The following is a 15,820-nucleotide window of genomic DNA, read 5'->3' on the forward strand; positions in this document are numbered from 1 at the left end:
CGCGAGCGCCGTGTTCGACACTCTCTCCGATCGCCTGTCAGCGACTTTCAAGAACCTGCGCGGCAAGGGACGGCTCTCCGAGGCGGACATCGACGCCACCGCGCGCGAGATCCGCATCGCGCTCCTCGAAGCCGACGTGGCCCTGCCCGTCGTCCGGACGTTCATCAAGAACGTCAAGGAGCGGGCCCTCGGCGCCGACGTCTCCAAGGCGCTGAACCCGGCCCAGCAGGTCCTCAAGATCGTCAACGACGAGCTGGTGACCGTGCTGGGCGGCGAGACCCGCCGCCTCCGCTTCGCCAAGCAGCCGCCGACCGTGATCATGCTGGCCGGTCTCCAGGGTGCGGGCAAGACCACCCTGGCGGGCAAGCTCGGCCGGTGGCTCAAGGAGCAGGGGCACTCCCCGCTGCTGGTCGCCTGCGACCTCCAGCGGCCCAACGCGGTCAACCAGCTGAGCATCGTCGCCGAGCGCGCCGGTGTCGCCGTCTACGCGCCCGAGCCGGGCAACGGCGTCGGTGACCCTGTCAAGGTCGCCGAGGACTCCATCGAGTTCGCCAAGGCCAAGGTCCACGACATCGTGATCGTGGACACCGCCGGCCGCCTCGGCATCGACCAGGAGATGATGCAGCAGGCCGCGGACATCCGGGACGCGGTCCGGCCCGACGAGATCCTCTTCGTCGTCGACGCGATGATCGGCCAGGACGCCGTGAACACCGCGGAGGCGTTCCGCGACGGCGTCGGCTTCGACGGTGTGGTGCTCTCCAAGCTCGACGGCGACGCCCGCGGTGGCGCGGCCCTGTCGATCCGGCAGATCACCGGCAAGCCGATCATGTTCGCGTCCAACGGGGAAAAGCTCGACGACTTCGACGCCTTCCACCCGGACCGGATGGCCTCCCGCATCCTCGACATGGGTGACCTGCTCACCCTGATCGAGCAGGCGGAGAAGACGTTCAGTCAGGAAGAGGCCGAGAAGATGGCCTCCAAGCTGGCGTCGAAGAAGGGCCAGGACTTCACCCTGGACGACTTCCTGTCCCAGATGGAGCAGGTCAGGAAGATGGGCTCCATCTCGAAGCTGCTCGGGATGCTGCCCGGCATGGGGCAGATCAAGGACCAGATCAACAACCTGGACGACCGCGAGGTCGACCGCGTCGGCGCGATCATCAAGTCGATGACCCCGGGCGAGCGCCAGGACCCGACGATCATCAACGGCTCCCGCCGGGCCCGTATCGCCAAGGGTTCCGGTGTCGAGGTCAGCGCGGTGAAGAACCTGGTGGAGCGGTTCTTCGAGGCCCGCAAGATGATGTCGCGCATGGCACAGGGCGGCGGGATGCCGGGCATGCCGGGGATCCCGGGCATGGGCGGCGGCCCCGGCCGCAGCAAGAAGCAGCCGAAGAAGGCCAAGGGCAAGCAGCGTTCGGGCAACCCGATGAAGCGCAGGCAGCAGGAGCAGGAGGAGGCCGCGCGGCGTGCCGCCGGGGCCCAGGGCGGTGCCCTCGGGCTGCCGCAGCAGGGCGGCCAGGACTTCGAGCTGCCGGACGAGTTCAAGAAGTTCATGGGCTGAGCGGTTCATGGGCTGAGATTCCGTACGACGGTCGTTCGGGAGTGCTGGAGCGCTGCACTTCCGTATGACGGTCGGTCTGTACGACGTTCTAGGGCGCTCCCGTTCGGCGGGGGCGCCCTCAGCGCGTGCCGGGCCCCGCCATGTGCCGTAACGTCCAGATATGAGCAATGCCGCGCCACCACGCAAGGCCCCAGACCAGCCGTGGCGCACCGAGGGCACGCCGGACGAGCCGCCCCGGCGGCCCGGCGGCAGGCGGATGCGCGGCCGGTGGTGGGGGCTGCTGGTCACCGCGGTGGTCGTCTTCCTGGTGGCCTACGGCGCGCTGAGCTACTACAGCACGGGCAACGAGCCGACGATCTCGTACACGGAGTTCAGCCGGCAGGTGGACGCCGGCAATGTCAGCAAGATCTACTCCAAGGGCGACGCCATCCAGGGGCAGTTGAAGAGCGCCCGTGCGAAGCCGAACGGCAGCGGCACGTACACGAAGTTCAAGACGCAGCGACCGGCCTTCGCGGACGACAAGCTGTGGCAGAGCCTGAGCAGCCACCAGGTGACGGTGACCGCGCAGCCGGTGGTGCAGGAGCGCGGTCTGCTGTCCAATCTGCTGCTGTCGCTGGCCCCGATCGTGATCATCGTCGCGCTGTGGGTGTTCTTCGCGCGGCGGATCGGCTCGGGTCTCGGCGGGCCGGGCGGACTGCTGGGCCGCAAGGCGCCGCCGCGCCCGGTGGAGCTCCAGCCGGGCACCCAGCGCACGACGTTCGCCGATGTGGCGGGCATCGACGAGGTCAAGGGTGAGCTGGACGACGTCGTCGACTTCCTCAAGCACCCCGACGACTACCGGCGGATGGGTGCGAAGATGCCGCGCGGCGTGCTGCTGACCGGGCCGCCGGGCACGGGCAAGACGCTGCTGGCGCGGGCGGTGGCCGGGGAGGCGGGCGTGCCGTTCTTCTCCGCGTCCGCGTCGGAGTTCATCGAGATGATCGTGGGCGTGGGCGCCTCCCGGGTGCGGGAGCTGTTCGCGGAGGCGCGCAAGGTGGCCCCGTCCATCGTGTTCATCGACGAGATCGACACCATCGGCCGGGCGCGCGGCGGCGGCGCGTCGATGGGCGGACACGACGAGCGCGAGCAGACACTGAACCAGATCCTGACCGAGATGGACGGCTTCTCCGGCTCCGAGGGTGTGATCGTGCTGGCCGCGACCAACCGCGCGGACGTCCTGGACCCGGCGCTGACCCGGCCGGGCCGCTTCGACCGGGTGGTGAGCGTCGCGCCGCCGGACCGCGGAGGCCGGGAGGCCATCCTGCGCATCCACACCCGGGAGATCCCGCTGGCCGCCGGTGTGGACCTGGCGCGGGTGGCGCGCACGACGCCGGGCATGACGGGTGCGGAACTGGCCAACCTCGCCAACGAGGCCGCGCTGCTGGCGGTGAAGCGGCGGCAGAGCGAGGTGACGCAGGCCGATTTCTCGGAGGCGCTGGAGAAGGTGCAGCTCGGCGCGGAACGCGCCCTGGTGATGCCGGAGGAGGAGCGGCGGCGCACCGCGTACCACGAGAGCGGGCACGCGCTGCTGGGCATGCTCCAGCCGGGCGCCGACCCGGTCCGCAAGATCACCATCGTGCCGCGCGGGCGTGCGCTGGGCGTGACCCTGTCCACACCGGAGTCGGACAAGTACGCGTACACGGAGGAGTATCTCCGCGGCCGGATCATCGGCGCGCTCGGGGGCATGGCGGCCGAGCAGGTGGTGTACGGCGTCATCACGACCGGCTCGGAGAGCGATCTGGAGCAGGTCACGAACATCGCGCGCGGGATGGTGGCCCGCTGGGGCATGAGCGAGCACCTGGGCCGACTGTCCGCGCTGCCGAACGACGCCCAGCAGGCGTACGGACTCTCCGCCGCCCCGCAGACCCTGGACGCCATCGACACGGAGATGCGGCGGATCGTCGACGAGTGCTACGAGGAGGCGTGCCGCAAGCTGCGCGAGCACCGGCCGCAGCTGGACGCGCTGGCCGCGGCGCTGCTGGAGAACGAGACGCTGGAGGAGGCCGACGCCTACCGGGTGGCCGGTGTCACCCGTCTGAAGAAGGACCTGGAGGCGGAGGTGGAGTGAGGGCGGCGGGCCGGGCGGCACTCAGGCCCGGACGATCGCTCAGGGGGTCCGGGCGATGAGATAGCGGAACACGTTGGGCATCCACACCGTGCCGTCCCGCCGCCGGTGGGCGTGGAGCGCCTCGGTGAGTTCCTTGCCGACCTGGTCGTGCCCGGCCGTGGCGATCGCCGTGTCGAACCATCCGGTGGAGAGCATGCCGCGCACCGCGCTGTCCAGGTCGGCGTAGCCGAAGGGGCAGGCGACGCGTCCGGAGCCGTCCGGGCGCAGTCCGGCGTCGCGGGCGACGTCCTCCAGGCGGTCGCGGACGACGGGGAGCGGATCGGCGGGCCGGGTGGCCACGCGCAGGACGTCGGTGGCCGCGCAGCGCTCGGGCGGGCCCCAGCCGGCCAGCACCACCGGCGTGCCGCGCCCGGCGAGCGGGACGGCCGCGGTGAGCGGCGCGGCGGGCTCCGGCGGGTCGCCCGCCGGGCAGCCCAGGGGTTCGAAGGCGGTCACGAGGGTGTACCGGGCCCGGTGGTCGCGGGCGCCGAGCGGGCCGTCGACGAGCCGTGGCGTCGTCCGCGCGGGGGAGGCGGCGTCCGGGCACGCGCGCGTGCCCGCCGCCCCGGCTGCGCCGGGCGCCGCGGGCAGCAGCCGTTCGCGGGCCAGGGCCAGGTGTTCGGGGCGGGTGTCGGTGCCGGTGACTGCCGCGCCCCGGGCCGCCGCCAGGAGCAGGGCGAGCCCGGTGCCGCAGCCGAGGGCCAGCAGGCGGGTGCCGGGGCCCACGCCGAGTCGTTCGTGGACGGCTTCATAGAGCGGTACGAGCATCCGCTCCTGGATCTCGGACCAGTCACGCGCGCGTGCCCGCTGGTCCACCCGGAGCGCGGGCCCCGTGCGGGACGGGTGCTGGCGCACGAGCGTAGGTGTCATGGATGAGTGCCCCAATCCGCCGAGCTTTGCCGCTGTGCCGGTTCCGTGGCCCCCGTGCGGCGCGCGGCCGCGTTTCCCGTATGCCAGGTAACTCCCCGCTCCGCACGGCGTCCAGGGGTCGGGTGGGACTGTTCGTCCGTTCCGGGGGTCGGGTCCGGAGATTTCACATCCCGGAAACCGGGGGCTCACCCGGGCGTGACGGGCGCCGGGGGTGGGGCGGTGCGGTGCGGTGGCGGCGTGCCCGGTAACGTCACCGATGTCACAGACGCTGAGTGAGGTACGGCTCCCGTCCCGGAAGCGGCCGAAACGTCTCTTGTACACCGCGGGAACACCTGTACACCGGCGCGCGTGGAGATCCGCGCGCCCGGTGCGTACGCGGGGCTACGCACCACCTTGGTATGAGCTGTGAGGCTTCTCCGCAGATCAGCGCACCCGCCCTCGTCAGGGCGCATCGGTGCCAACTGACGGGTACGTGCAAATTATTTGGGATGCCCCGGAATAGGAACACAGTGGCCCTCCCGCTCGTTGTCATTACGTGAGCACGACACAGACACCACCTGTTCTCGCCGCGGAGCTGGCACAGGCGTGGGCCGACATTCAGCGGTACCACCCCGAGCTGCCCGATCTCGCCGCACCCGAGTCCCTGATCGGGGAGTCGTCGTCCGCGTGCGGGCACGAACTCTCCTTCGAGCGACTGCTGCACGAGGCAGTCCACGGCATCGCCGCGGCGCGCGGGGTGCGCGACACCTCCCGCGCCGGCCGATACCACAACCGCCGGTTCCTGGCGATCGCCGAGGAGCTGGGCCTCGACCACCCCGACGAGCCGCACCCGAGCAGCGGCTTCTCCCTGGTCACGCTCAGCCCCGAGGCCAAGCGCCGCTACCGCCCGACGATCGAGCGCCTCCAGCGCGCCCTGAAGGCGCACACGGCGGCCACCTCCGCCGACACCGGCCGCAGCTTCCGCGGTCCGGCCGCCCGGCACGGTTCCTCCGGGGGAGGGGTCCGCGTCAAGGCGGTCTGCGACTGCGGGCGCAATGTGCGCGTCGTCCCCTCGGTCCTGGCCCAGGCCCCGATCGTGTGCGGCGGCTGCGGCAAGCCGTTCCGGATCCCGGAGGTCGTCGGCGCGGCGGGCTGAGACCGCGGCTGCTCGTGGCAGCCGCGCTCCGGCCGCCGTCCGGCGTCCCCGGCGCCACGGCACCCGTCCGCCGGGTGCCCCTGAGGCCTGCCCCGGTGCGGCTCACCCCGCGCCGGAAGGGCACCTCGGGGTGTGGCACAATGGCTAGCTGTACTCGACAGCCGCACAGGAACCCTCTCTCCTCCGGCTGACGCGTCCGTCGGGCACTCGGGTACCGCAACCCCACGCGGCGTCCCGCCGTGCCCCACCACGTCAAAATCAGGAGAACCCACTCCCGTGGCAGTCAAGATCAAGCTGAAGCGTCTGGGCAAGATCCGTTCGCCTCACTACCGCATCGTCGTCGCCGACTCCCGTACCCGCCGTGACGGCCGGGCCATCGAGGAGATCGGTCTGTACCACCCGGTGCAGAACCCCTCGCGCATCGAGGTCGACGCGGACCGCGTGGCGTACTGGCTCTCCGTCGGCGCCCAGCCGACCGAGCCCGTGCTCGCCATCCTGAAGAAGACCGGCGACTGGCAGAAGTTCAAGGGCGAGCCCGCCCCGGCTCCGCTGCTCCAGCCGCAGGAGAAGGCCGCCCGTCCGTCGTTCGAGTCGCTCGGCGGCGAGGACGCGGGCAAGGGTGAGGCCATCACCCAGAAGAAGAAGGCTGAGAAGAAGGACGAGGCGGCTGCCGAGTCCGAGTCCTCCGAGGCCTGAGCAGCATGCTCGAAGAGGCGCTTGAGCACCTCGTGAAGGGCATCGTCGACAACCCTGACGATGTGCAGGTGGCCTCGCGCAACCTGCGCCGCGGACGTGTGCTCGAGGTCCGGGTCCACCCCGACGACCTCGGCAAGGTGATCGGCCGCAACGGCCGCACCGCACGCGCCCTGCGCACCGTCGTGGGCGCCATCGGCGGCCGGGGCGTCCGGGTCGACCTCGTCGACGTGGACCACGTCCGCTGACGCTTCACCGCATCGCAACCGGCTCGGGCCGGGGAGGGCCACTGGGCCGTCCCCGGCCCGCAGTCGTATGACAGGAGATCGAGCACAGTGCAGCTGGTAGTCGCACGGATCGGCCGTGCCCACGGCATCAAGGGCGAGGTGACCGTGGAGGTACGCACGGACGAGCCGGAACTGAGACTCGCCCCCGGTGCCGTACTCGCCACCGACCCCGCCTCCGCCGGACCGCTGACCATCGCCGCCGGCCGTGTCCACAGCGGACGGCTGCTCCTGCGCTTCGACGGCGTCACCGGCCGCGACGGCGCCGAGGCCCTGCGCAACACCCTTCTGATCGCCGACGTGGACCCGGACGAGCTGCCCGAGGACGAGGACGAGTTCTACGACCATCAGCTCATCGACCTGGACGTGGTCACCGAGGACGGCACCGAGGTCGGCCGGATCACCGAGATCTCGCACCTGCCCTCGCAGGACCTGTTCATCGTGGAGCGCCCGGACGGCACCGAGGTCATGATCCCCTTCGTGGCGGAGATCGTCGCCGAGATCGACCTGGAGGAGCAGCGGGCCGTCATCACCCCGCCGCCCGGCCTGATCGACGACCGCGCCGAGATCGCCTCCGCCCGGGACGCCGCCGAGCCCGCCGAGCCCGCCGGGTCCGGCGAGTCCGCCGAGCCCGCCGAGCCCGCCGGGTCCGGCGAGTCCGCCGAGCCCGCCGAGGGCTCGGACGGATCCGGTGACCCGGCGAAGCCGGGGGACGCCTCGTGATGCGCCTCGACGTCGTCACGATCTTCCCCGAGTACCTCGAACCGCTGAACGTCTCCCTGGTCGGCAAGGCACGCGCGCGCGGACAGCTGAACGTGCACGTGCACGACCTGCGCGCCTGGACGTACGACCGGCACAACACCGTCGACGACACGCCCTACGGCGGCGGCCCCGGCATGGTCATGAAGACCGACCCCTGGGGCGACGCCCTGGACACCGTCCTCGCCGACGGCTACGAGTCGGGGGCGCACGCCCCGGCGCTGATCGTGCCGACCCCCAGCGGACGGCCGTTCACCCAGGAACTCGCCGTGGAACTGTCCGAGCGCCCCTGGCTGGTCTTCACCCCGGCCCGCTACGAGGGCATCGACCGCCGCGTCATGGACGAGTACGCCACCCGGATACCCGTCTACGAGGTCTCCATCGGCGACTACGTCCTGGCCGGCGGCGAGGCGGCCGTCCTGGTCGTCACCGAGGCCGTGGCCCGTCTGCTGCCGGGCGTCCTCGGCAACGCCGAGTCCCACCGCGACGACTCCTTCGCGCCCGGCGCCATGGCGAGCCTCCTGGAGGGGCCCGTCTACACCAAGCCCCCGCTGTGGCGCGGGCGGGACATCCCCGACGTGCTGCTCAGCGGGCACCACGGGAAGATCGCCCGCTGGCGCCGCGACGAGGCGCTGCGGCGCACCACCGCCAACCGGCCCGACCTCATCGAACGCTGCGCGCCCGCGGCGTTCGATAAGAAGGACCGCGAGATGCTCTCCATCCTGGGCTGGGCCCCGGACCCGGAGGGCGAGCGGTACGGCCGATTTTGGCGCAGGGCCGACGACGTGGAAGAATAGGCCGCTGCTGTGCGCCGTCCGGCGGCCGCCCCTGCCACGGGGGGACACGACGACCGCCCCGACCGCCCGGCAGACCTTTCGGAAAATCCTAGTTGCCGTTGATGACCTGTGGCATCAGCGAAGAAAGCAGAGACATGTCTCACCTGCTCGACACCGTCGACGCCGCGTCGATCCGCGACGACATCCCCGCCTTCCGGCCGGGTGACACCGTCAACGTCCACGTCCGCGTCATCGAGGGCAACCGCTCCCGTGTGCAGCAGTTCAAGGGTGTGGTGATCCGCCGCCAGGGTTCCGGCGTGCGCGAGACCTTCACGGTCCGCAAGGTCTCGTTCTCCGTCGGCGTCGAGCGCACCTTCCCGGTGCACACCCCGATCGTCGAGAAGATCGAGCTGGTCACCCGTGGCGACGTGCGCCGCGCCAAGCTGTACTACCTCCGTGAGCTGCGCGGCAAGGCCGCGAAGATCAAGGAGAAGCGCGAGAACTGAGTGCCTTCCGGGGTTCACGGCCGGGCGGGATAGCATTCCGCCCCGATGGACACCGAAGCACAGCCGAGCGAGCGCGACCGCTCCTCCCGCCCCACTGCCGCCGGATCCGAAGGGACCCCGGAAGCACAGGGACCGGAGGAGCGGTCGCGTTCGTCGTTGGCGGCGCGGTTCACCGGCGCCGTCCCCGGCGGGCGGCTCACCCTGGCCGCGCTGCTCGGCCTGGTCCTCCTGCTGCTCCTCAACACGTTCGTGGCGCAGCCCTTCCAGATCCCCAGCCGCTCGATGGAGCCGGGACTGGGCGTCGGGGACCGGGTCCTCGTGAACAAGGTGGCGTACCGGTTCGGTGCCGAGCCGCGGCGCGGCGATGTCGTCGTGTTCGACGGCTCCGGCTATTTCGGTGACGCCGACTACATCAAGCGCGTTGTGGGTGTGGGGGGAGACCATGTGGTCTGCTGTGACAAGGAGGGCAGGATCGAGGTGAACGGCACACCGGTCGACGAGTCGGCCTTCCTCCGTCCGGGTGACAGTCCCTCCACGGTCCCCTTCGACGTCCTGGTCCCCGGCGGCAGGCTGTTCCTGCTCGGCGACCACCGCGACGACTCCAGCGACTCACGCGACCACCTGGGTTCCCCGGGCGGCGGCATGGTGCCGGTCGGGGACGTGATCGGCCGGGCCGACTGGATCGTGTGGCCCTTCGGCCACTGGACCCGCATCACCCGTCCGGACGCGTACGCGCGCGTGGGCGCCGCCGGCTCCGCGGGCGGGGCCCATGGGTAGCCGCGGCAGGCCGCGCGGCGCCCAGGCCGCCGCCGAGGAGGAGCCGCCGCCCGCCGGGACCCGGCGGCCCTCCGGCCCGGCCGGCGGACGCACCCGCGCCGAGCGGCGCAAGCTCCAGCGCAAGGTCAGACGCAGGCGCCGGCGTTCCGCGGTCCAGGAGATACCGCTGCTGGTCGGCGTGGCCGTGCTCATAGCGCTGGTGCTGAAGACCTTCCTGGTGCAGGCCTTCGTGATCCCGTCGGGCTCCATGGAGCAGACGATCCGCATCGGCGACCGCGTCCTGGTCGACAAGTTCACCCCGTGGTTCGGCGCGAAGCCCGCGCGCGGGGACGTCGTCGTCTTCCGCGACCCGGGCGGCTGGCTGGACGGGGAGGAGACGGCGAAGAAGCACGACCCCGTGGTCGTCAAGCAGGTCAAGGAGGCCCTGACCTTCATCGGCCTGCTGCCCTCCGACAACGAGAAGGACCTGATCAAGCGGGTCGTCGGGGTCGGCGGCGACCACGTCAAGTGCTGCGACAAGCAGGGCCGGGTGACCGTCAACGGCGTTCCCCTGGACGAGGGCGACTACCTCTATCCGGGCAACGCCCCCTCCGACACCCCCTTCGACATCACGGTCCCCGAGGGACGCCTGTGGGTGATGGGCGACCACCGGGGCAACTCGGCCGACTCGCGTGCCCACCGGGACACAGCGTACGGCGGTACGGTCTCGGAGAAGTCCGTGGTGGGCAGGGCCCTCGTCATCGGCTGGCCGTTCGGCCACTGGCGCACGCTCAGGGAGCCGGAGACGTTCTCGGAGGTGACCGGCGCGGGCTCCGACGCGGCGGCCGGGTCGGACGCCGCCGGGCCGCCTTCGCATAGGGTTGCCCGCTACGATCCCAACAGATCGGTTCAACTCCCGAGCCCTGCGGAACTCCCGCTCGTTATGGGAGTGGTGGGCCTGCACCGTGCACGGGGCGGGCTGCGGCGAGGAGTGAGGAGTTGGCGTGGGGGATGTGGCGGTTGGCGCACGGTCCGGCAGCGACGGCGAGGAGCACCGCGGACACCCCGTGGACGCGGCGGGTCCTGCCGCGGACGGCACCGTGACCTCCGGGAACAAGAGCACGACAGCCGAGGACGGCACGGTGACGGAGCACAGCCAGAGCGATGACCAGACAGCGGACGGCGGCACCGGGGAGGCGAAGAAACCCCGCTCCTTCTGGAAGGAGCTGCCGATCCTGATCGTCATCGCCCTGGTGCTGGCGCTCCTGATCAAGACGTTCCTCGTCCAGGCGTTCTCCATCCCGTCGGACTCGATGCAGGACACCCTCCAGCGCGGCGACCGGGTCCTGGTCGACAAGCTCACCCCGTGGTTCGGCTCCGAGCCCGAGCGGGGCGAGGTCGTCGTCTTCCACGACCCGGACGACTGGCTGGCCGGCGAGCCCACCGCCAGCCCCAACGCCCTCCAGACGGTGCTCAGCTGGATCGGCCTGATGCCGTCGGCCGAGGAGAAGGACCTGATCAAGCGGGTCGTCGGCGTCGGCGGCGACACCGTCGAGTGCCACGGCACCGGCCCCCTGATCGTCAACGGCAAGGCGCTGAACGAGTCGTCGTACGTCTACCCCGGCAACACGCCGTGCAGCCAGGACGACCAGGGCGGCCAGTTCAAGGTCAAGGTCCCCAAGGGCTTCATCTGGGTCATGGGCGACCACCGGCAGAACTCCCGCGACTCGCGCTACAACCAGGCCGACAAGAACCACGGCATGGTCCCGGTCAAGGAGGTCGTGGGCCGCGCCATCGTGCGGGCCTGGCCGATCAACCGCTGGGGCACCCTGCCCGTCCCCGACACCTTCGACCAGAAGGGCATCGGCCAGCAGTCCTCGGCGGCCGGCGCGCTGACCGTGGCACCCGGCGGCGTGGCCCTCACCGCGGCCGTGCCGCTGGTGGTGTGGCGCCGCAGGCGCGTCCTGAAGGCGGAGAACGGCACCGGCACGCCCACCACGGCCACCGGCGCCCGCTGAACCCGCACAGGCCCGAGACGGCGCGGACGGACATGTTCCGTCCGCGCCGTCCTTCCGTGAAGACCCCGTGCGTGAAGCCCCCGTGGAGCCGCTGCCGGGGGCCCCGAAGGGGGCTGCCCGCGGCCGGTACCGCCGGGTAGGGTGCGGATCCATGGGTGGCGAGAGCACGACACGTACGGCCCCGCGCGGCGGCGGCACCGGCAAGGCACCGGCGGGCGGCAGGACCGGACAGCGGCTGTCCGGACTGGCCGTGGCGCTCGGCATGGTGCTGTTCCTCGGCGGCTTCGCGTGGGCGGCCGTCGTCTACCGGCCCTACACCGTGCCCACCAGCTCGATGTCCCCGACCATCGGCATCGGCGACCGGGTGCTCGCCCAGCGCGTCGACGGCGACGAGGTGCGCCGCGGCGACGTCGTCGTCTTCCACGACAGGACCTGGGTGGCGGACGCACCCGTGGTCAAGCGCGTGGTCGCCGTCGGCGGCGACACGGTCTCCTGCTGCACCCGGGGCAGGCTCACCGTCAACGGCAAGCAGATCGACGAGCCGTACCTGAAGGGCGGCCCCGCCGAGCTGACGGGCTTCACCACCGTGAAGGTGCCCGAGGGACGGCTGTTCCTGCTCGGCGACGAACGCCAGGGCTCGCTGGACTCCACCGCCCACCTCACCGACGCCGCCCAGGGCACCGTCGCCCGCGCCGACGTCACCGCCCGCGTCGACTCCGTGATCTGGCCCATGAAGGGCATGCTGGAACGCCCCACCGGGTTCGCCGCGCTGGGCGCGCTCTCGCAGCCCGGACCGCTGCGCACGATCATCGCCCTGATCGTCGCGGGTGCCGTGCTGGTCCTGGCCGGCGGCGCGTACGGCCCGGTCGCCAGGCTGCTGGGCGGCGGCCGCGGCCGGACCCGGACGGAGCCGGCCCGTGCCCGCTGACACCACGGACACCGGGCACGGCGCGGACGGGCACGGCGCGGACGGGTACGACGGCGGGCTGCGCAAGGTGGCGCGGGTGGTCCTGCTGGACCCCGACGACCGCGTCCTGCTCCTGCACGGCCATGAGCCGGACGACGAGAGCGACGACTGGTGGTTCACGCCCGGCGGCGGCCTGGAGGGCGACGAGACCCGCGAACAGGCCGCCCTGCGCGAACTCGCCGAGGAGACCGGCATCACCGACGTACGGCTCGGCCCGGTGCTCTGGCGCCGCCGCTGCTCCTTCCCGTTCGCCGGCCGCCGCTGGGACCAGGACGAGTGGTACTTCCTGGCCCGTACGACGCAGACGGAGACCGCGGCCACGGCCCTGACCGAACTGGAGCGGCTGAGCGTCGCCGGAGCGCGCTGGTGGACGTGTCGGGAACTGGAGCGGACGCATGAGACCGTGTACCCGACCAGACTCGCCGGGCTGCTGCGCGCACTGCTCGACGAAGGTCCCCCGGCCGCGCCCGTGACCCTGGACACCGAAATCGTCTAGGGGCCCCCGGGACTGGCGCACAATGGGGGGACCGCACGGCTGAAGGGGAACATGCCATGAGCGCCGAGGACCTCGAGAAGTACGAGACCGAGATGGAGCTGAAGCTCTACCGGGAGTACCGCGATGTCGTCGGTCTGTTCAAATACGTGATCGAGACCGAGCGGCGCTTCTACCTCACGAACGACTACGAGATGCAGGTGCACTCGGTCCAGGGCGAGGTGTTCTTCGAGGTGTCGATGGCCGACGCCTGGGTGTGGGACATGTACAGGCCGGCCCGGTTCGTCAAGCAGGTGCGCGTCCTCACGTTCAAGGACGTGAACATCGAGGAGCTGAACAAGAGCGACCTGGAACTGCCGGGCGGCTGAGCCGGACGCGGTCGCGGTCGCCAGAGAGGACACGGCGGGCGGGTGCCACGAGGGGGGGGCGGGCGCCGCGGTTCGGGTGTCACGCGCCCGGATTTCACTCGCAGGAGTGACGGAGTTGTCCACAATCCGCGAGTAGCGCACCAAGATCCACTCTGTGGGTCCTGATCCGTGACCGTTGGCGCCGGAGGTGGTGCCGACATGACCACACAACAGGCGCGCAGCGCGCTCGGCAGGTACGGAGAGGGGCTGGCCGCCCGCAGGCTGGCCCAGGCGGGCATGACGGTCCTGGAGCGCAACTGGCGCTGCGGCAGGACCGGCGAGATCGACATCGTGGCCCTCGACGGCGACACCCTGGTCGTCTGCGAGGTGAAGACCCGCAGGTCCGGAGCCTTCCAGCACCCGATGGCCGCGATCACCCCCGAGAAGGCCGAACGACTGCGCGGCCTCGCCGAACGCTGGATCCAGACCCACGGCGGAGCCCCGCCCGGCGGCGTCCGCATCGACCTGGTCGGCGTCCGGCTGCCCCCGCGCGGCGCACCCGCCGTCGAGCACGTACGGGGGGCCGCCTGATGGGATTCGCCCGTACGTGCTCCGTGGCCCTCGTCGGGGTCGAGGGCGTCGTCGTCGAGGTCCAGGCCGACCTCGAACCGGGCGTCGCCGCCTTCACCCTGGTGGGACTGCCCGACAAGAGCCTCACCGAGAGCCGCGACCGGGTCCGCGCCGCGGTCGTCAACTCCGGCGCCGAATGGCCCCAGAAGAAACTCACCGTGGGACTCAGCCCCGCCTCGGTGCCCAAGGCCGGCAGCGGCTTCGACCTCGCCGTGGCCTGCGCGGTGCTCGGCGCCGCCGAGCGGATCGACCCCCGGGTACTGGCCGACATCGTCATGATCGGCGAACTGGGCCTGGACGGCCGGGTACGCCCGGTGCGCGGCATCCTCCCCGCGGTCCTGGCCGCCGCCGACGCCGGATACGAACAGGTGGTCGTCCCCGAGTGCGCCGCCGCCGAGGCCACCCTCGTGCCCGGCATCTCCGTGCTCGGCATCCGCAGCCTGCGCCAGCTGATCGCCGTCCTCACCGACGAACCCGTACCGCAGGAGGAACCCGACGAGCAGGGCCGCCCGGACCCGCTGCTGGCCCGACTGCGCATGCCCGGCACCGGCGCGGCCACCGGGATGCACAGCATGGGAGCCGCCCAGCACGACCAGGGACACGACCTCGCCGACGTCGTCGGCCAGCGCTCCGCCCGCACGGCCGTGGAGGTCGCCGCGGCCGGCGGACACCACCTCTTCCTGGAAGGACCGCCGGGCGCGGGAAAGACCATGCTCGCCGAGCGCCTGCCCGCCGTCCTGCCCCCGCTCCAGCGCCAGGAGTCCCTGGAGGTCACCGCCGTCCACTCGGTGGCCGGACTGCTGCCACCGGGCAAACCGCTGGTCGACCTCGCCCCCTACTGCGCCCCGCACCACTCCGCCACCATGCAGGCCCTCGTCGGCGGCGGTCCCGGCATCGCACGCCCCGGGGCCGTCTCCCTCGCCCACCGGGGCGTGCTCTTTCTGGACGAGACCCCCGAGTTCAGCGGTCACGCCCTCGACGCCCTGCGCCAGCCCCTGGAAGCGGGCCACGTGGTGATCGCCCGCAGCGCCGGTGTCGTACGGTTCCCGGCGAAGTTCCTCATGGTCCTCGCCGCCAACCCGTGCCCCTGCGGACGCTTCTCCCAGCGCGACACCCTCTGCGAATGCTCACCGGCGGCGATCCGCCGCTACCAGGCCAGACTCTCCGGACCCCTGCTCGACCGGGTCGACCTGCGCGTCGAGGTGGACCCGGTCACCCGCGCCGAACTGGCCCGCCCGGACGCCCGGGGCGAGTCCACGGCGACCGTGGCCGACCGGGTGCGCGCCGCCCGCGAGCGCACGGCCGCCCGGCTCACCGGCACCCCTTGGCGCACCAACAGCGAGGTCCCGGGGCGCGAGCTGCGCAGCCGCTGGCAGGCCGCCCCCGGAGCGATGGACGAGGCCGAACGCGGCCTGGAGCGCGGCCTCCTCACGGCACGCGGACTCGACCGCGTGCTCCGCGTCGCCTGGACGGTCGCCGACCTCGTCGGCCACGCCCGCCCCGACGCCACGGACGTCGCCCTCGCCCTCCAACTGCGCACCGGAGTACCCCGCGGCGTCCCCATGGCCCTCGGAGCGACAGCATGACCACCCCGGACCACCGCGTGACCGCTCCAGGCCACCACCGCACGGCTTCCCCAGGCCATCGGACGGCCGTCCCGGGCCATCGGACGGCCGTCCCGGGCCATCGGACGGCCGTCCCGGGCCATCGGACGGCCGTCCCGGGCCACCGGACGACCGCCCCGGGGCGGCGCGGGGGACCGGCGGGCGCCCGGCCTTCGCCGGAACGTTCGACTCCCGCTGACGGCTCGGCCCCGGCCGGGGACCGGTCGCCGGCGGGGGACCGGCTTCGGGCCGGGGGAGTGGCGTCGATCGGTGCCAGG

At 72.1% G+C, this 15,820-nt stretch carries 17 protein-coding genes; 16 read left to right on the forward strand and 1 reads right to left on the reverse strand.

The annotated features are described in order from the left end of the window. Positions 1 to 10: 10 nt before the first annotated feature. Positions 11 to 1,558: a signal recognition particle protein gene (ffh, locus tag R4Z62_RS24420; RefSeq protein ID WP_064535466.1), complete on the forward strand. Its 1,548-nt coding sequence runs from the start codon at positions 11 to 13 to the stop codon at positions 1,556 to 1,558. 160 nt (positions 1,559 to 1,718) lie between these two features. After that, positions 1,719 to 3,665 (forward strand): ATP-dependent zinc metalloprotease FtsH, encoded by a 1,947-nt coding sequence (gene ftsH / locus R4Z62_RS24425; protein ID WP_107440689.1) that lies wholly within the window; start codon positions 1,719 to 1,721, stop codon positions 3,663 to 3,665. A gap of 39 nt (positions 3,666 to 3,704) precedes the next feature. Here the strand turns inward: ftsH and R4Z62_RS24430 are convergent, their stop codons facing one another. Next, complete coding sequence (locus tag R4Z62_RS24430; RefSeq protein ID WP_491520885.1) at positions 3,705 to 4,574, reverse strand: methyltransferase domain-containing protein; 870 nt, start codon at positions 4,572 to 4,574, stop codon at positions 3,705 to 3,707. 535 nt (positions 4,575 to 5,109) lie between these two features. Here R4Z62_RS24430 and R4Z62_RS24435 point away from each other — a divergent pair. The 14 genes from R4Z62_RS24435 (at position 5,110) to R4Z62_RS24500 (ending at position 15,524) form a co-directional block, all read left to right on the forward strand. Then, a complete protein-coding gene (locus tag R4Z62_RS24435; protein WP_018567945.1) occupies positions 5,110 to 5,709 on the forward strand; it encodes a hypothetical protein in 600 nt (199 codons plus the stop codon). Between the two features lie 276 nt (positions 5,710 to 5,985). Continuing rightward, on the forward strand, positions 5,986 to 6,405 hold the full coding sequence (gene rpsP, locus R4Z62_RS24440) for a 30S ribosomal protein S16 (RefSeq protein ID WP_064535468.1): 420 nt from the start codon (positions 5,986 to 5,988) through the stop codon (positions 6,403 to 6,405). Positions 6,406 to 6,410: 5 nt separating this feature from the next. Further along, on the forward strand, positions 6,411 to 6,650 hold the full coding sequence (locus tag R4Z62_RS24445) for an RNA-binding protein (RefSeq protein WP_003973401.1): 240 nt from the start codon (positions 6,411 to 6,413) through the stop codon (positions 6,648 to 6,650). An 87-nt stretch (positions 6,651 to 6,737) separates the two neighbouring features. Beyond that, positions 6,738 to 7,409 (forward strand): ribosome maturation factor RimM, encoded by a 672-nt coding sequence (gene rimM, locus R4Z62_RS24450; RefSeq protein ID WP_491520886.1) that lies wholly within the window; start codon positions 6,738 to 6,740, stop codon positions 7,407 to 7,409. Continuing rightward, positions 7,409 to 8,242 carry a tRNA (guanosine(37)-N1)-methyltransferase TrmD gene (gene trmD / locus R4Z62_RS24455; protein WP_064535470.1) on the forward strand — a complete coding sequence of 278 codons (834 nt, stop codon included), beginning with the start codon at positions 7,409 to 7,411 and terminating at the stop codon, positions 8,240 to 8,242. Before rimM ends, trmD begins: the two co-directional genes overlap by 1 nt. 134 nt (positions 8,243 to 8,376) lie before the next feature. After that, on the forward strand, positions 8,377 to 8,727 hold the full coding sequence (rplS, locus tag R4Z62_RS24460) for a 50S ribosomal protein L19 (RefSeq protein ID WP_064535471.1): 351 nt from the start codon (positions 8,377 to 8,379) through the stop codon (positions 8,725 to 8,727). A gap of 45 nt (positions 8,728 to 8,772) precedes the next feature. Continuing rightward, entirely contained in the window at positions 8,773 to 9,504 is a 732-nt protein-coding gene (gene lepB / locus R4Z62_RS24465) for a signal peptidase I (RefSeq protein ID WP_355481214.1), read from the forward strand. Further along, the gene (gene lepB / locus R4Z62_RS24470; protein WP_491520887.1) at positions 9,497 to 10,651 is read left to right on the forward strand and encodes a signal peptidase I; all 1,155 of its coding nucleotides are present in this window, start codon (positions 9,497 to 9,499) and stop codon (positions 10,649 to 10,651) included. Before lepB (R4Z62_RS24465) ends, lepB (R4Z62_RS24470) begins: the two co-directional genes overlap by 8 nt. Further along, a complete protein-coding gene (gene lepB, locus R4Z62_RS24475) occupies positions 10,626 to 11,501 on the forward strand; it encodes a signal peptidase I (RefSeq protein ID WP_491520888.1) in 876 nt (291 codons plus the stop codon). The genes lepB (R4Z62_RS24470) and lepB (R4Z62_RS24475) overlap by 26 nt, the downstream gene beginning before the upstream one ends. A 151-nt stretch (positions 11,502 to 11,652) precedes the next feature. Beyond that, complete coding sequence (gene lepB, locus R4Z62_RS24480) at positions 11,653 to 12,429, forward strand: signal peptidase I (protein WP_064535475.1); 777 nt, start codon at positions 11,653 to 11,655, stop codon at positions 12,427 to 12,429. Continuing rightward, positions 12,419 to 12,964: an NUDIX hydrolase gene (locus tag R4Z62_RS24485; RefSeq protein ID WP_382852684.1), complete on the forward strand. Its 546-nt coding sequence runs from the start codon at positions 12,419 to 12,421 to the stop codon at positions 12,962 to 12,964. The genes lepB (R4Z62_RS24480) and R4Z62_RS24485 overlap by 11 nt, the downstream gene beginning before the upstream one ends. A gap of 56 nt (positions 12,965 to 13,020) precedes the next feature. After that, entirely contained in the window at positions 13,021 to 13,329 is a 309-nt protein-coding gene (locus R4Z62_RS24490) for a DUF2469 domain-containing protein (RefSeq protein ID WP_003965949.1), read from the forward strand. Positions 13,330 to 13,497: 168 nt separating this feature from the next. Then, complete coding sequence (locus R4Z62_RS24495) at positions 13,498 to 13,899, forward strand: YraN family protein (protein WP_064535477.1); 402 nt, start codon at positions 13,498 to 13,500, stop codon at positions 13,897 to 13,899. Next, the gene (locus R4Z62_RS24500; protein WP_491520889.1) at positions 13,899 to 15,524 is read left to right on the forward strand and encodes a YifB family Mg chelatase-like AAA ATPase; all 1,626 of its coding nucleotides are present in this window, start codon (positions 13,899 to 13,901) and stop codon (positions 15,522 to 15,524) included. The genes R4Z62_RS24495 and R4Z62_RS24500 overlap by 1 nt, the downstream gene beginning before the upstream one ends. Positions 15,525 to 15,820 lie beyond the last annotated feature (296 nt).

The sequence above is a fragment of the Streptomyces sp. PL-25 genome (genome assembly GCF_058344915.1).

Bases quoted from the DNA above. Each gene is read 5' to 3' on its own strand.
- ftsH (WP_107440689.1), top strand. From the start codon at position 1,719: ATGAGCAATGCCGCGCCACCACGCAAGGCCCCAGACCAGCCGTGGCGC.
- R4Z62_RS24430 (WP_491520885.1), bottom strand. From the start codon at position 4,574: ATGACACCTACGCTCGTGCGCCAGCACCCGTCCCGCACGGGGCCCGCG.
- R4Z62_RS24445 (WP_003973401.1), top strand. From the start codon at position 6,411: ATGCTCGAAGAGGCGCTTGAGCACCTCGTGAAGGGCATCGTCGACAAC.
- trmD (WP_064535470.1), top strand. From the start codon at position 7,409: ATGCGCCTCGACGTCGTCACGATCTTCCCCGAGTACCTCGAACCGCTG.
- rplS (WP_064535471.1), top strand. From the start codon at position 8,377: ATGTCTCACCTGCTCGACACCGTCGACGCCGCGTCGATCCGCGACGAC.
- lepB (WP_355481214.1), top strand. From the start codon at position 8,773: ATGGACACCGAAGCACAGCCGAGCGAGCGCGACCGCTCCTCCCGCCCC.
- lepB (WP_491520887.1), top strand. From the start codon at position 9,497: ATGGGTAGCCGCGGCAGGCCGCGCGGCGCCCAGGCCGCCGCCGAGGAG.
- lepB (WP_064535475.1), top strand. From the start codon at position 11,653: ATGGGTGGCGAGAGCACGACACGTACGGCCCCGCGCGGCGGCGGCACC.
- R4Z62_RS24490 (WP_003965949.1), top strand. From the start codon at position 13,021: ATGAGCGCCGAGGACCTCGAGAAGTACGAGACCGAGATGGAGCTGAAG.
- R4Z62_RS24500 (WP_491520889.1), top strand. From the start codon at position 13,899: ATGGGATTCGCCCGTACGTGCTCCGTGGCCCTCGTCGGGGTCGAGGGC.